This window comes from Embleya sp. NBC_00896 (assembly GCF_045207785.1).
Taxonomy (GTDB): Bacteria; Actinomycetota; Actinomycetes; order Streptomycetales; family Streptomycetaceae; genus Embleya.
This window is the reverse complement of sequence record NZ_CP108776.1, coordinates 2,488,949-2,503,175: the sequence shown is the minus strand read 5'-3', so window position 1 is coordinate 2,503,175 and position 14,227 is coordinate 2,488,949. Positions and strand designations below refer to the sequence as shown.

Annotated in this window: 6 protein-coding genes and 1 pseudogene; 6 read left to right on the top strand and 1 reads right to left on the bottom strand. The window is 71.5% G+C overall.

Annotation, left to right across the window (positions count from 1 at the left end):
* The first annotated feature begins 38 nt into the window (after window positions 1–38).
* Window positions 39–2,984 carry a helix-turn-helix transcriptional regulator gene (locus OG928_RS11120; protein ID WP_406282411.1) on the top strand — a complete coding sequence of 982 codons (2,946 nt, stop codon included), beginning with the start codon at window positions 39–41 and terminating at the stop codon, window positions 2,982–2,984.
* A gap of 88 nt (window positions 2,985–3,072) precedes the next feature.
* A complete protein-coding gene (locus OG928_RS11115; protein ID WP_406282408.1) occupies window positions 3,073–4,923 on the top strand; it encodes a hypothetical protein in 1,851 nt (616 codons plus the stop codon).
* 18 nt (window positions 4,924–4,941) lie between these two features.
* On the opposite strand, the gene OG928_RS11110 is transcribed toward OG928_RS11115, so the two are convergent.
* Complete coding sequence (locus tag OG928_RS11110; protein WP_406282405.1) at window positions 4,942–6,102, bottom strand: PQQ-dependent sugar dehydrogenase; 1,161 nt, start codon at window positions 6,100–6,102, stop codon at window positions 4,942–4,944.
* 101 nt (window positions 6,103–6,203) lie between these two features.
* Here OG928_RS11110 and OG928_RS11105 point away from each other — a divergent pair, with 101 nt between their 5' ends.
* From OG928_RS11105 to OG928_RS11090, 4 genes and pseudogenes are all read left to right on the top strand, one after another.
* Complete coding sequence (locus OG928_RS11105) at window positions 6,204–7,160, top strand: 2-hydroxyacid dehydrogenase (protein WP_406282402.1); 957 nt, start codon at window positions 6,204–6,206, stop codon at window positions 7,158–7,160.
* Between the two features lie 243 nt (window positions 7,161–7,403).
* Complete coding sequence (locus OG928_RS11100; RefSeq protein ID WP_406290895.1) at window positions 7,404–8,819, top strand: DUF2079 domain-containing protein; 1,416 nt, start codon at window positions 7,404–7,406, stop codon at window positions 8,817–8,819.
* A gap of 515 nt (window positions 8,820–9,334) precedes the next feature.
* The gene (locus OG928_RS11095) at window positions 9,335–12,172 is read left to right on the top strand and encodes a putative bifunctional diguanylate cyclase/phosphodiesterase (protein ID WP_406282399.1); all 2,838 of its coding nucleotides are present in this window, start codon (window positions 9,335–9,337) and stop codon (window positions 12,170–12,172) included.
* 257 nt (window positions 12,173–12,429) lie between these two features.
* Window positions 12,430–14,208 (top strand): annotated as a pseudogene (locus OG928_RS11090) (acetolactate synthase large subunit); the annotation flags it as partial.
* Window positions 14,209–14,227: the final 19 nt, after the last annotated feature.

Here is a 14,227-nt window from a genome sequence, read left to right as displayed (position 1 = left end):
GGCGTGAAATCCCGGGCTGCGAACGGGGGGAACGTGACATGCTCGGCACTGTGGCGAGTACTTCTGTTTCTCCCGTGTTCGTAGGCCGGTCATTGGAAATGGCGCGGTTCCTCACGGCGCTGCGCGAAGCCGACGAGGGAACGCCGGGTGTGGTGCTCGTCGGAGGCGAGGCGGGTGTCGGCAAGACGCGCCTGCTCCAGGAGTTCCTGGAGCGCGCGGAGCAGCAGGACGCGGTGACCACCGTGGGCGGCTGCCTGGAGTTGGGCGCGGAGAGTCTGCCGTTCGCGCCGATCTCGGCCGCGCTCCGCACGCTCTCGCGTCGGATCGGCCCGGACCTGGCCGAGGCGGTGGCCGGTCGCGAGCGCGACCTCGCGTGGCTGCTGCCCGACCTCGCGCCGGGGACGATCGCGCGCGACGGCGAGTTCGACCGGGTCCGACTGTTCGAACTGATGCTCGGGCTGCTGGAGCGGCTCGGCACCGACCGCACGCTCGTGATCGCGATCGAGGATCTGCACTGGGCCGACTCCTCCACGCGCGAGCTGCTCGGTTTCCTGTTCCGGCTGCTGCGCACCGGCCGCATCCTGATCGTCGGCACCTACCGGGCCGACGCCGTCGGCCGGCGGCACCCGCTGCGGTCGTTCCTGGCCGAGCTGGACCGCGTGCACAACGTCGCCCGGATCGACCTCGGCCGGCTCACCCGGGCCCAGGTCGGCGAGCAGGTGCGCGGCATCCTGAACGAGGATCCGCCGCGTCGGCTGGTCCGGCAGATCTTCCAGAAGTCCGAGGGCAACGCGTTCTTCGTCGAAGAACTCGCGTGCAGCATCCGGGACGGCCAACTCACCGGCATCTCCGACACGTTGCGCGATCTGCTGCTGATCCGGATCGAGGAGCTGTCCGAGGACACCCAGAAGGTCATCCGGCTCGCCGCGATCGGCGGGGCGACGGTCGGCCATCGGCTGCTGACCGAGGTCTCGTGGCTCGACCCGGACCGGCTGGAGGAGGCGCTGCGCGCGGCGGTGTCCGCGCACGTGCTGGTGCCGATCGGGGACGAGTTCCAGTTCCGGCACGCGCTCGTGCGTACGGCAATCCGCGACGACCTGATGCCGGGCGAACGAGTCCGGCTCTACGCGACGTTCGCCGAGGCGCTGGAGCGCTGTCCCGATCTGGTCTCCTGCGACGAGCGGCGCGGCCGGGTGGCCACGTACTGGTTCCACGCCGGCATGCCCGTCAAGGCGCTGCCGGCGGTGCTCGCCGCGGCCGAGGCGGCGCGCGAGCGCTACGCGTTCGACGAGCGCACCCGCCTGCTCGAGCGGGCGTTGCTGCTGTGGGAGCAGGTGCCCGAGCCCGAGCAGCTGACCGGGCGGCGGCTCCTGGACATCTATATCGAGGCCGTCACCGCGGCCCGGCTCGGCAGCGAACGCGAGTTGGCGATCCACTTCTGCAAGCGCGCGCTCGCGCTCGTGGACTCGGTCGCCGAACCCCAGTTGGCCGCGTTCCTGTGGCGCGAGAAGGCGAGCGGACTACGCAACCTGTGCCGCTCGTCGGGGGTGCCGGAACTCCAGCGGGCCAAGGCGATCCTGGAGGGCCTGCCGCCGTCGATGGAACAGGCCCGCGTGCTCGCCCAGATCGCCCGCGACCGGATGCTCGACGGGGGCGGCGAGAAGGCGATCGAAGAGGCGATGATCGCGCTCGAACGCGCCCGCACGGTCGACTCCGCCGGCATCGAGGCCGAGGTCCGCAAGACGCTCGCGTGCGCCCTGGTGCACATGGGCCGGATCGACGAGGGAATGGAACAGATCGGCCTCGCCGAGGAGGGGGCCGAGGGGAGCGGCGAGCCCGACAGCCTCGTGCACATCCTCAGCAACCGGTCCTCGCTGCTGGAAGGGCTGGGGCGGCACCGGGAAGCGGCCGAGGCCGCACGGCGGGCGATGAACCTCGCCGCGGTGCGCGGACTGACCCGTACGTCGGGGTCGTTCGCACTGGGCAACCTCGCCGAGTCGCTGTTGTCGGCCGGGGACTGGGCCGGCCTGGAGACGCTGGTCGAGAAGACCCTGGACCTGGACCCGGGACCACAGACGACCCGACACCTCGAACTACAGCTCGTCGACCTGTGCCTGGCCCGCGGCGACGTGCGGGCCGCGGCGCAGCACCTGCGCCGGTCGCGTCTGATCGCCGGGTCACGCTATGTCGAGGCGCAGTACGGAATACCGTTGGCGCGAGCGGAACTCCGAGTGGCCGAGGCCCAGGGGCGGCTCGACGAGTCACGGGAGGCGTTGATCGCGGCGCTGGACGTGATCGGGTGCCCGCCCGGCCACCAGCGCTACATGTGGGCGCTGCTCGCGGACGCGGCGGCGATCGAGGCGGACACGCGGGCGTCGGCGGTGCGGCCGCGCGAGTCCGAGCTCAAGGTCCGGCACGACATCGCCGAGCGGATCGCGGCGATGGCCCGGTCGCTGGCCGTCGACTCCCCGCTCGACGCCGCGTACGAGTGCCTCGTCAAGGCCGAACTGGCGCGCGCGGCGGGCAGCGACGACGCCGAACGCTGGGGCGGCGTGGTCTCCGCGTGGGAACTGACCGAGCAGCCCTACCGCACGGCGTGGGCCAGGTTCCGCCACGCCGAGACGCTGCTCGCCCAGGGCGACCGCGAGGCCGCGGCGTCGCCCCTGGCCGCGGCCGCGTCGGTCGCGGGCCGCCTGGAGGCCAAGACACTGCGCGAACTGATCGACCTGCTCACCCGACGAGCCCGGCTGGCCCCGACCACCCAGGGCGAGGCCGGCACACCGCTGCCGACGTTGACCCCACGCGAGATCGACGTCCTGAGGCTGGTCGCCGACGGCCGCAGCAACCGCCAGATCGCCGAGGAGCTGTACATCAGCGTCAAGACGGCCAGCGTCCACGTCTCCAACATCCTCGCCAAACTCGAGGTGGCGGGCCGAGGCGAAGCGGCGGCGGTGGCCCACCGGCTGCACTTGGTGGACGGGTAGGGAGGGACGAGGGCCGGCGGGGCCGCGGGGCACCCGCCCGGGGGCGTCCGAGGCGGGCACTAGCGTGTGGGCCGGTGGAAGGGGGCCCATGGAGCGGGGCTTGGTGTTGGCGTTGCGTGAGGTTTGCGGGGCGGACGTCGGGGATGTCTTCGCACGGTTGGCGGGCGTGTACGGGGTCGGCGCGATCGTCGGGCATTCGATGGGGCTCTCGGATGAGCTTGTCGAGGCGGTCGCCACGCGGGGGACGAGTGCGGAGATCGCCCTGGCCGCGGCCAATCCGCGGTTGACGGCCGGTCAGTTGTGTCGGTTGATCGAGGCCGGTGGGGATCCCGTCGTGGCGGCGGCCTTCGCGCCGAAGGAGCAGGCCGCACCGGCGGTCGACGCGGCCGAGGCTGCCGACGCGGTCGAGGTGGGTGCGGAAGGCGGTGGGGAGGCCGACGCGCTCGATCGGGGGCGGGCGGTGCTCCGGAGTCCCGGGGTCGGGGCCGACGAGGCGATCAGGCTGATCCGGGCGCATCCCGTGCTTGCGCACACCGCGCGGTGGGCGGGCGGCACCGGTGTGTTGCACGCGCCCGAACTGCCGGTCACCCGGGTCGAGGCGCTCGACCAGGTCGGACCGGCGTTGCGGGCCGGGGTGTTGACACCGGCGGAGATCCTGGCGCGGATGCGGCCGGCCCGGGTAGCCCTGCAGGTGTTGGCCGTCGCGGCGCGCGAGCATGCCTACGTCACCGGTACGACCGCGATCCACGAGCTGCTGCGGCCCGCGATCGTTGCGACCGTCGGGGTGGACCCGGCCGCGTGGGCGTATTTCGCGCGCGAACTGCCGCGCTTCGCCGGGAGTCTGCCCGAGTTGCTCGCGGATGCCGTCGCACACGGCGCGGATGAGGGCGGGCGTGGGCGCGGGGCCACCCGCAAGCCACTGATCCGGGTTCCCTCCGCCGTGCGGCCGAGCGTGGTGTTCCTGCTGCGCCGGCTCGATGCCGAGGAACTGATCGTGCTCCTCCCGCACCTCGACGCCGGCGCCGTCGTCGCGCTGTTGCCCGGGGGCGTGCCCCCGCTCGCGAACGTCGCCGAGGCCGCTTTCCGCAGTGGCCACGCCACGCTGCTCGAAGCGTTGGCCGAGCACCAGCAACTGGGGCGGGACTACGCCGCTCGCCTGAAGGACCTCGGCGACGACCGGATCGACCGCGCGCTCGTGGCCAACCGGTCCGGCGTCACCGCCGAACTGCGGCGCGAGATCTACGCCGGGCGCCGCGCGGGTCGCCCTCGGAGCCCGATGGATCCGGACCTGCGCATCCAACTCCTCAACGAACCCCCGTACGGGGGTGAGCACACCGCCTTCACGCTGTCCGGCGATCCGGCCCTGGTGCACTACGCGCTGCCGCGCTGCGACCCCAAGCGGCTGCGGCGGATCGACTGGATCGACATCGTCCTGAGCCTGTGGGAGCGTGCCGACCCGCTGGTGACCGGCGACATCCTGGCCAACCACCGCGACCTGTTCCCGGAGCGGATCGCGACCACCGCCGAGGCCGCGCTCGCCGCCGACGACCCCACCCCGCTGCGCGAGTTGCGGGCCCGCTGGGATCGCGGCCCGCGAGCCGTACCGCCCGTCCCCGAGCACCGTCGACCCGCCGCCGAACGCGTGCGCGAGACCCCGCTGGAGGGGTGGTACTCCTGGCTCGTCGGCGCGGTCACCTCGGGCGAACTCGACGCGTCCGAGATCGTGTTGCACGCGCGCCCGGCCCGACACGCGTTCGCGGCGTCGGTGGCCGTCGAGGCCTACCACTGGGCGCCGAGCACGGCTCGTCCCGCGTTCGCCGACCTCGCCAAGCGGATCGGCCCCAACCCCGAGGCGTGGGTGATCCTCGCCAACCTGACCGCCGACTTCGAGGGCACGCTGGTCGAACTCGCCGACCTGGCCGCGGCCGCCGCCGGATGAACCAGCCCGCCACGTCCGTCAGTTCAGGACCAGACGCAGGATCCGGTCGTCCCCCTTGCGCGGCGTTCCCCGCCCGTCCGTCATGTTCGTGACCAGCCACAGCTCGTCCGGGCCCACCGACACCACCGCCCGCAGCCGGCCGTACTTGCCCTGGAAGTACGCCTTCGGTTCGCCCACCGTCGACCCCTCGATCGGGGCCTGCCACAGCCGCTGACCCTTGAGGCCCGCGAGGTAGACGACGTCGCCCTGGATCGCGATCCCGCTCGGCGACGCGTCGTCGGTGGCCCACTGGGCCACGGGGTTCATGTACCGAGGGTCGTCGCCGGTGCCCTCGACCGCCGGCCAGCCGTAGTTCGCGCCGGAGCGGATCAGGTTCAACTCGTCCCAGGTGTCCTGGCCGAACTCGCCCGCCCACAGCCGCCCGGTCGAGTCCCACGCGAGGCCCTGCACGTTGCGGTGGCCCAGGCTCCACACCGGTGAACCGGGGAACGGGTTGCCCGGCGCGGGCTTGCCCTCGGGGGTGAGCCGCAGGATCTTGCCGCCGAGCGAGGCCCGGTCCTGCGCGAGGTCCTTGCGACCGGCCTCGCCGGTGCCCGCGTACAACATGCCGTCCGGACCGAAGGCGATCCGGCCGCCGTTGTGGTTCGAGCCCGCCGGAATCCCGGCCAGCAACACCTCGGGTGGCCCGAGCGGTTGCCCCGGCACGTACGTCATCCGGACGATCCGGTTGTCCTGTGCCGTGGTGAAGTAGGCGTACAGGTAGTGGTCGCTCGCGTAGGTCGGGGAAACCGCGATGCCGAGCAGACCGCCCTCACCGCGGTGGACCGAACCGGGCACCGTCCCGACCACCACCGGTATCGGCGTGCCGGGGCCGAGCCGGGTGATCGTGCCGGTGTCGCGCGAGGACACCAGCGCGTCCTTGTCCGGCAGCAACGCGACGCCCCACGGCGTGTTCAGGTCCCGCGCGAGTTCGCCGGCGACGACCGGCTCGGCGATCCTGGTCGCGGTCGGTCCGGCCGGTACGTTCGGCGCCGGGGCGTCCGGGGCGGGGGCGGCCGAGTGGGTGGCCGTCGTCTTCTTGTCCGACGACCCGTCACCCCCGCACGCGGTGAGGCCGGCCGTCACCGCGACGGCGAGCACGAGGGAGGTCCAGCGAGCCTTCGGATGCCGTGTGCGCAACGGGAACACCACCTTCGAACACCACCTTCTCGGGATCCCTCGACCCTAAGCGGAGCGGGCTTGCGGGGGAGGACCCCGACACGACATTTAGAGTGCTCGTCATGGTCAGCGACGGCAGGATCTGGGTCCCGTACACCCTCGAACAGCTCGCCCCGATTCCCACCGGGCTCGGCGGCGCCGACGGGGGCGGCACCGGCGGCGGTATCGACGTCTACGACGGCCTCGGCGGGCCCGTCCCCGAGAGCGCCGCCGACGTCGAGTTCTACGTCCTGCCCTACACCTTCGACCGCGAGCCGCTCAAGCAGATCGCGCACATGCCGCGGCTCAAGGCGATCCAGACGCTGACCGCCGGCTACGAGCACGCGCTGCCGTACCTGCCGCCCGGCGTCGTGCTGTGCAACGGCCGCGGCATCCACGAGGCGAGCACCGCCGAACTGGCCCTCGCGCTCACGCTCGCCGCGCTGCGCGACATCCCGGGGTTCGTCCGCGGCCAGGACACGGGGGAGTGGCTCGGCGGGTTCTACCCCGCGCTGGCCGACAAGACCGTGCTGATCATCGGGTACGGCGCGATCGGCGAGGCGGTGGACCGCCGCCTCCAGGGCTTCGAGGTGGATGTCGTACGCGTCGCCCGTACCGCGCGCGCCGGCGACCGCGGGCCGGTGCACGCGATGGCCGAACTGCCCGAACTGCTTCCGCGCGCCGACGTGGTGATCCTCACCGTCCCGCTCACCGAGGACACCCGCGGCCTCGTCGACGCCGACTTCCTCGCCCGCCTCCCCGACGGCGCGCTGGTGGTCAACGTCGCGCGCGGCCCCGTCGTGGACACCAAGGCCCTGCTCGTCGAGGTCACCGCCGGCCGGATCCGCGCCGCGCTCGACGTCACCGACCCGGAACCGCTGCCCGCCGACCACCCGCTGCGCTTCGCCCCCGGTGTATTGATCAGTCCGCACGTCGGCGGCAGCTCGTCCGCCTTCCTGCCGCGCGCGCTTCGACTGATCCGCGAGCAGCTCGAACGCTGGTCCGAAGGGGTGAAACTGGCCAACATCGTCCGGGATTGACAACCAAAACCGCCGGGTCGGGCGCTGGATGGATACAGGGGCCGGCACCACTACGGTGTGCCCCGCGCACGCCGACCCGGACGGAGAGACATGGACGACAGGGGGACGGTGCACCGCGCTGTTCACGAGCGGTCCGCCCCACCGAACGCCGCCGAACCGATCCCGCGAGCGACCTCGCCGAGGACCGGTGAGACGGCCCTCATCGCCCCTCGTTCGAGTGAACACGACCGCCGATTGCGCACGGTGGTCGAGGAGGCCAGGCGGTGGATCGGCCCCCGCGCGGTCCCGTACGCGCTCGCCGCGCTGTTCTTCGCGATCTACTCGACGTACTCGCTGCTGCGGCACCGTCGGATGGAGACGCACTCCTACGACCTCGGCCTGTTCGAACAGGTGATCCGGGCGTACTCGAACTTCGAGGCCCCGGTGTCGGACATCCGTGGGCCCGGGTTCAACGTGCTCGGCGAGCACTTCCACCCGATCCTGGCGCTGCTCGGCCCGATCTACCGGATCTTCCCGTCCGCGGGGACCCTGCTCGTCGCCCAGGCGTTCGTGGTCGCGCTCTCGATCGTGCCGATCACCCGGATCGGCTCACGCGCGTTCGGTCCGCTCGGCGGCGCGAGCGTCGGCGTCGCGTACGGGCTGTCCTGGGGCCTCCAGTCCGCGATCGCGTTCGACTTCCACGAGATCGTGTTCGCGGTACCGCTGATGGCCTTCGGCCTCGAACGCTTCATGCTCGGCCGGTACGGGCAGACGTTCGCCTGGTGGCTGCCGCTGCTGCTGGTCAAGGAGGACCTCGGGCTCACCTTCGCCGCGGCGGCCGTGCCGCTGCTGCTGCTCAAGCGCTGGAAGCTCGCCGTCGCGCACGTGGTGATCGGGGTGGCCGCGTTCGCGCTGGCGGTCTTCGTCCTGCTGCCGGCGGTGAACCCCAACGACACGTACGCGTTCTGGGGCAACCTCGACACGTCGCAGCCCTCCGGCAAGGCGGACCCGCGCACGGGCCTGGGGGAAGTACCGATCACCGAGCTGATCATCGAACTGCCCAAGTCGATGGTGTTCCCGAGCCAGAAGTGGATGACGCTGTTCACGCTGCTCCTGCCGACCGGGTTCATCGCGCTGCACTCGCCGCTGATCGCGCTGGTCGTGCCGACGCTGCTGTGGCGGTTGAGCTCCGGCAACGAGTTCTACTGGGGCACGTACTTCCACTACAGCGCGGTGCTGATGCCCATCGTGTTCGCGGCGTTCGTGGACGGCGTGGTCAGGTTGCGGGCGACGCACGTCGACTGGCTGCGCCGGTACGCGGCCAAGGCCGCGATCGTGCCGCTCGCCGTGTCGATGGCCCTGGCCCGCGACTACCCGCTGATGGAGCTGCTGCACGGGCGCGCGTGGGCGGTCCAGGACCGCGTGCACGCGGCGCACAGGGTGCTCGACAAGGTGCCCGACGACGCCGTGGTGGCGGCGACCCAGAGCTTCGCGCCGCAGCTGACGTCGCGCGCGCGTGTCACCGACTTCCCGACGCTCCTGCCCGGTCCCGGCTACGCGGCGATCGAGGTGTGGGGCGACAACAAGGACTGGGCGCGCTACTGGATCAGATACCTGCTCACGCAGGGCTTCGTGGAGGTCGCGCGCGAACCCGGCGCGGTCCTGCTCCGGCGCGAGTGAGACTCGACGACCAAGGCCCTGCCGGACGCCGGCGATCGCGCGATCACGCGCGATCGCCGGCGTTTTGCGTGACCGGCCCGTCCACCCACGCGATGTCCCGACACCCCGCTCCGAGCACCCCGCGACCCCGCGCGCCGGCCCGCGCTTCGGCCGTCCGAGTTCTTCGCGTCCACCCGCCTCCCCGACCCCGAAGCCGACCCTCGACCCGGTCCGAACGGGGTCCGGAGTGCCCCCGCGAGTGCTCGTCGGAGCGCTGAAACTCCCAGGTTTGCCCTGATCAGGGCCTCTTTTTCCGGCAAGTGTCGGGACTTTGTCACAAATGCACGGGAAGGGACTCCCATGCTGGGCATCATTAGTTACTCTGTGTTGAGTAAGGCAAGCTCACAGTGACGGGTTGGTGTATCGTCCGAGTCGTGGGGCGTTGTGGGACGCGCACGGTCGGGTGTCGGCACCGCCGTCGCGCCGGAGCCGACCGCCCCGCCTGACGGCTGGGCATGAGGAGCCGGTGCAGTGCCATGGAGCGCCGTGGTGGCGACTTCGGGCAGAGGGGAGTGCGGAATGCCGGGGGACCACTGCTGCGGTGGCCGAGCCATGACGACCCGGTGCGGCTGCTGACCTTGGCCGACACCCCTGCACAGCGGCAGCTCAAGTACCTGATCGTGCCGCTGTGCCTCATGTACGCGATCGGCGCGCTCCTAGGCTGGGGCAATCCGACGCTGTCGCTTGCCATGGGCGACTTCGGCCTGGCGGCCGCGGCGGCCGTGGCGGCGATCTCCTGCCTGTTCAAGTCCATCCACGAGCGCGGCCGGGCCCGGTTGTCGTGGGCGCTGTTCGCCTTCTCGGCGACGATGGTGTCGTTCGGCAACGGGATCTGGGGCTGGTACGAGGTGTTCCTCGGCGTCCCCGTGCCCACGCCGGGCCCCACCGACGTGATCTTCCTGCTCTTCGCGCCGCCCACGATCGTCGGCCTGCTGCTGGTGGCCCAACGCCCGCGCGGCATCGCTGCGTGGACGTGCATGGCCCTCGACGGCTGGCTGATCGCGGGCTCGCTGTTCACGCTCGGCTGGAGCCTGGCGCTCGCCCGCAATACCAGCGGCGACCGCTCCGACGTCCTCAAGATCGTGCTCACACTGGCCTATCCGGTGCTCGACATCCTGATGATCAGCATGGTCCTCGGATTGCGATTTCGAGCCGAAACGGGGGATCGCGCCGCACTCAACCTCACCCTGATCGGGCTCGCGGTCACCGTCATGAGCGACGCGCTGTGGACCACGCCGGGCCTGAACAGCGGTTACCGTTCGGGCGGCCTGCTCGACGCCGGCTGGTTCGCGGGCAGCCTGCTGCTCGCGATCGCGCCCTGGATGGGGGAGGGTGTCACGGAACACGATCGGCCCCGACATCGGACTATTTCGATGCTGTCGGCGCTCACGCCGTACATCGCCGCCGCGGTGTGCACCGCGGGCGTGCTCGGGGGCGCGGTCGCCGGACACGCGCCCGACCGGGTCGTGCTCGCGGTCGGTGCGACCGTCCTGGTCGCGCTGGTGCTGCGGCAGGGCATCACGCTCGTCGACAACGTCTTCATGGCCCAGGAACTGTCGGCCAAGGAGAGCCACTTCCGGTCCCTGGTCCAGGGTTCCAGCGACGTGATCATGATCGCGGCCGGCGACGGCGTGCTCCAGTACGTCAGCCACGCGGTCCGCCCGGTGTACGGGTTCGAGCCGGAGGAGCTCGTCGGCACCCGGCTCGAACTGCTCATCCATCCCGAGGAGAGCGCGCGGGTCCAGCGCGAACTACGCGCCTTTCTCGACGGCGCGGGGCCCGGCGAGGCGCACGCCGGAATGGTCCGGGTCGAGTGTCGGATCCGCTCCGCCGGCGGCACCTGGTTGCACACCGAGTCGGCGGTCAACCGCTACGGCGACGGGCTGATCTTCAACAGCCGCGACGTCACCGACCGGATCAAGCTGCAGACCCAGCTCGAACACGACGCGTTCCACGACCGGCTCACCGACCTGCCCAACCGGGCCCTGTTCGAGGACCGGATCCAGCACGCGCTCGCCCAGCGGCGCGGGGTCACCCCCACGATCGCGGTGCTCTTCCTCGACCTCGACGGGTTCAAGGCGGTCAACGACAACTACGGCCACACCGCGGGTGACGAACTTCTCGTCCAGGCCGCGCGGCGGCTCGAACACGCGGTCCGGATCGGCGACACCGTCGCGCGCTTCGGCGGCGACGAGTTCGCGGCCCTGCTCGTGGGCGACCCCAGCCCGCGCGCGATCCGCGAGATCGCCGAGCGCCTGCTGGCCACGCTGTCCTCGCCGTACCGGATCGCCGACGGCGAGGTCCGGGTCGCGGCCAGCATCGGCATCGCCTTCTCCGCCCCCGGCATCGCCCCCGCCGACCTGATGCGGCACGCGGACGCCGCGATGTACCGCGCCAAGGACGGCGGCAAGGGCCGGGTCGAGGTCTACACGCCGGACATGGACGCCGACGTCGAGCGCCGCGCGGCCCGGGCCGCGGGCCGCCGCCGGGTGGACCGCGACGGCCGACTCGGCATCGCCTACCAGCCCGTCGTCGACCTCGACACCGGTCGCGTGCGCCACGTCGAGGCGACCCTGTGCACCATCGAGGACGGCACGGTGCCCGGCCGCGCCGACCACGTCCGGCTGACCGCCGGGGTGGACGGCCGGCTCTCGCCGGTGGGCCGCAGGCTGCTGGAGGAGAGCACGCTCGCCGCCGCGACCTGGCGCGCGGCCGGCCACGACATCGGCGTCACCGTCGGCCTGGCCGCCCGCCAACTCACCGGGTCCGGCTTCCTCGACGTCCTGGAGGAGACCCTGCGCGGCGCCGACCTGTCGCCCGCCGCGCTCACCCTGGAGATCACCGACAACGTCCTGCCCGACGGCGACGAACTGCTGCTCGGCCGGATCGCGGTGCTGCGCCGGCTCGGCGTGCGGCTCTCGCTCGACGACTTCGGCACCGGGCACTCCTCGCTCACGTATCTGCGCCGGCTGCCGGTGGACGCGCTCAAGATCGACCGCTCGTTCGTCGCCGAGGTCGGCACCTGCCCGCACCTGACCGTGCTCACCTCGACGATCGTCCGACTCGGCCTGGACTCCGGGTTGACCCTGGTGGCGGCCGGGATCGACAACCACGCGCAGGTGGACATACTCCGCGAAATGGGCTGCCAGCAGGGCCAGGGCACGTGGTTCCACCCGGCGGTGTCCGGCGACGCGATCTTCGACGTGCTCGGCCAGACCTCGCCCGGCAACAGCGCGGTCCGCGGTCCCCGTCCCGAACCGATCCCGGAGACGCGCGCGGCGCTCCCCGTCCAGGTCCCCAGGCCGCATCTGTGACCCGTCGCCCGATCGCCGCAACCATGACGCCCCGTCAGTCCTGGACAACATGTCCCGAATATTGAGACACGCGATGGCTCGGCTTGACACGTACGCGGGCTCGGAGGGAGAGTCGCGGGCATGCAGACCCGCATCCTCGTACTTGAGAAGCGCGTGAACTGACCACCGAGTCGGTTCGCGCGCCCCCCTCGCTTGCCTAACGGCACGGGGGGTTTTTTGTTGCAGTCCGACGGGTCCGGGCCTCGCGCCCCACTCGACATGCCGACTTCAGATCGAGAAGAGACGAAAGCATGACCGATCAGGTGACAGGAGCCCAAGCGCTGATCCGCTCCCTGGAAGCCGCAGGGGTGGACACGGTCTTCGGCATCCCCGGGGGCGCGATTCTTCCCGCCTACGATCCGATGATGGACTCGACGAAGGTGCGCCACATCCTCGTTCGGCACGAGCAGGGCGCCGGCCACGCCGCGGAGGGATACGCGCAGGCCACCGGCAAGGTCGGGGTGTGCATGGCCACTTCCGGCCCCGGCGCGACCAACCTGGTGACGCCGATCGCCGACGCGCACATGGACTCGGTGCCGATCGTCGCGATCACCGGTCAGGTCGCCAGTGCCGCGATCGGGACGGACGCCTTCCAGGAGGCGGACATCTGCGGCATCACGATGCCGATCACCAAGCACAACTTCCTGGTCACCGACCCGGCGGAGATCGCGCCCACGATCGCCGCGGCGTTCCACATCGCCTCCACCGGCCGGCCCGGCCCGGTCCTGGTCGACATCTCGAAGGACGCGCTCCAGGCGACCACCGAGTTCGTCTGGAACGGCACTCCCGAGCTGCCCGGCTACCGCCCGGTCACCCGGCCGCACGCGAAGCAGATCCGCGAGGCCGCCCGGCTGCTCAGCGAGGCCAAGCGCCCCGTCCTGTACGTCGGCGGCGGCGTCCTCAAGGCGCACGCCTCGGCCGAGCTGAAGATCCTCGCCGAGCTGACCGGCGCGCCCGTGGTCACCACGCTGATGGCGCTCGGCGCGTTCCCGGACAGCCACCCGCAGCACCTGGGCATGCCCGGCATGCACGGCACGGTCGCCGCGGTCACCGCGCTGCAGAAGTCGGACCTGATCTTCGCGCTCGGCGCGCGCTTCGACGACCGGGTCACCGGCAAGCTCGACACCTTCGCGCCGTTCGCCAAGATCGTGCACGCGGACATCGACCCCGCCGAGATCTCCAAGAACCGCACCGCCGACGTGCCGATCGTCGGCGACGCCCGCGAGGTCATCGCCGACCTGGTCGTCGCGGTCCAGGCCGAGCACGAGGCCGGCCGGTTCGGCGACTACCAGGACTGGTGGACCTCGCTCAACCGCTGGCGCGACACCTACCCGCTGGGCTACGACCTGCCGGAGGACGGCTCGCTGTCCCCGCAGCTGGTCATCGAGCGGCTCGGCGCGATCTCCGGCCCGGACACGATCTTCGCCTCGGGCGTCGGCCAGCACCAGATGTGGGCCTCGCAGTTCATCCACTACGAGAAGCCCTACACCTGGCTCAACTCCGGCGGCGCCGGGACCATGGGCTACTCGGTCCCCGCCGCGATGGGCGCCAAGGCCGGCATGCCGGACACCACCGTGTGGGCGATCGACGGCGACGGCTGCTTCCAGATGACCAATCAGGAACTGGTCACCTGCGCGGTCAACGACATCCCGATCAAGGTCGCCATCATCAACAACGGCACCCTGGGCATGGTCCGCCAGTGGCAGACGCTCTTCTACAACCAGCGCTACTCCAACACCGACCTGCAGAGCCGCCGGCTGCCGGACTTCGTCAAGCTCGCCGAGGCCATGGGCTGTGTCGGGCTGCGCTGTGAGAGCCCGGACCAGCTCGACGAGATCATCCACAAGGCGATGTCGATCAACGACGCGCCCGTGGTCATCGACTTCGTCGTCCACCAGGACGCGATGGTGTGGCCGATGGTCGCGGCCGGTTCCTCCAACGACGAGGTCATGGCGGCGCGCGACGTCCGCCCCGACTTCGGCGACTCGGACGACTGACAGGCCGACAGGGCATCAG

Coding starts and splice junctions, on each gene's coding strand:
- OG928_RS11120 (WP_406282411.1), top strand. CDS start 39: ATGCTCGGCACTGTGGCGAGTACTTCTGTTTCTCCCGTGTTCGTAGGC.
- OG928_RS11115 (WP_406282408.1), top strand. CDS start 3,073: ATGGAGCGGGGCTTGGTGTTGGCGTTGCGTGAGGTTTGCGGGGCGGAC.
- OG928_RS11105 (WP_406282402.1), top strand. CDS start 6,204: ATGGTCAGCGACGGCAGGATCTGGGTCCCGTACACCCTCGAACAGCTC.
- OG928_RS11095 (WP_406282399.1), top strand. CDS start 9,335: ATGGAGCGCCGTGGTGGCGACTTCGGGCAGAGGGGAGTGCGGAATGCC.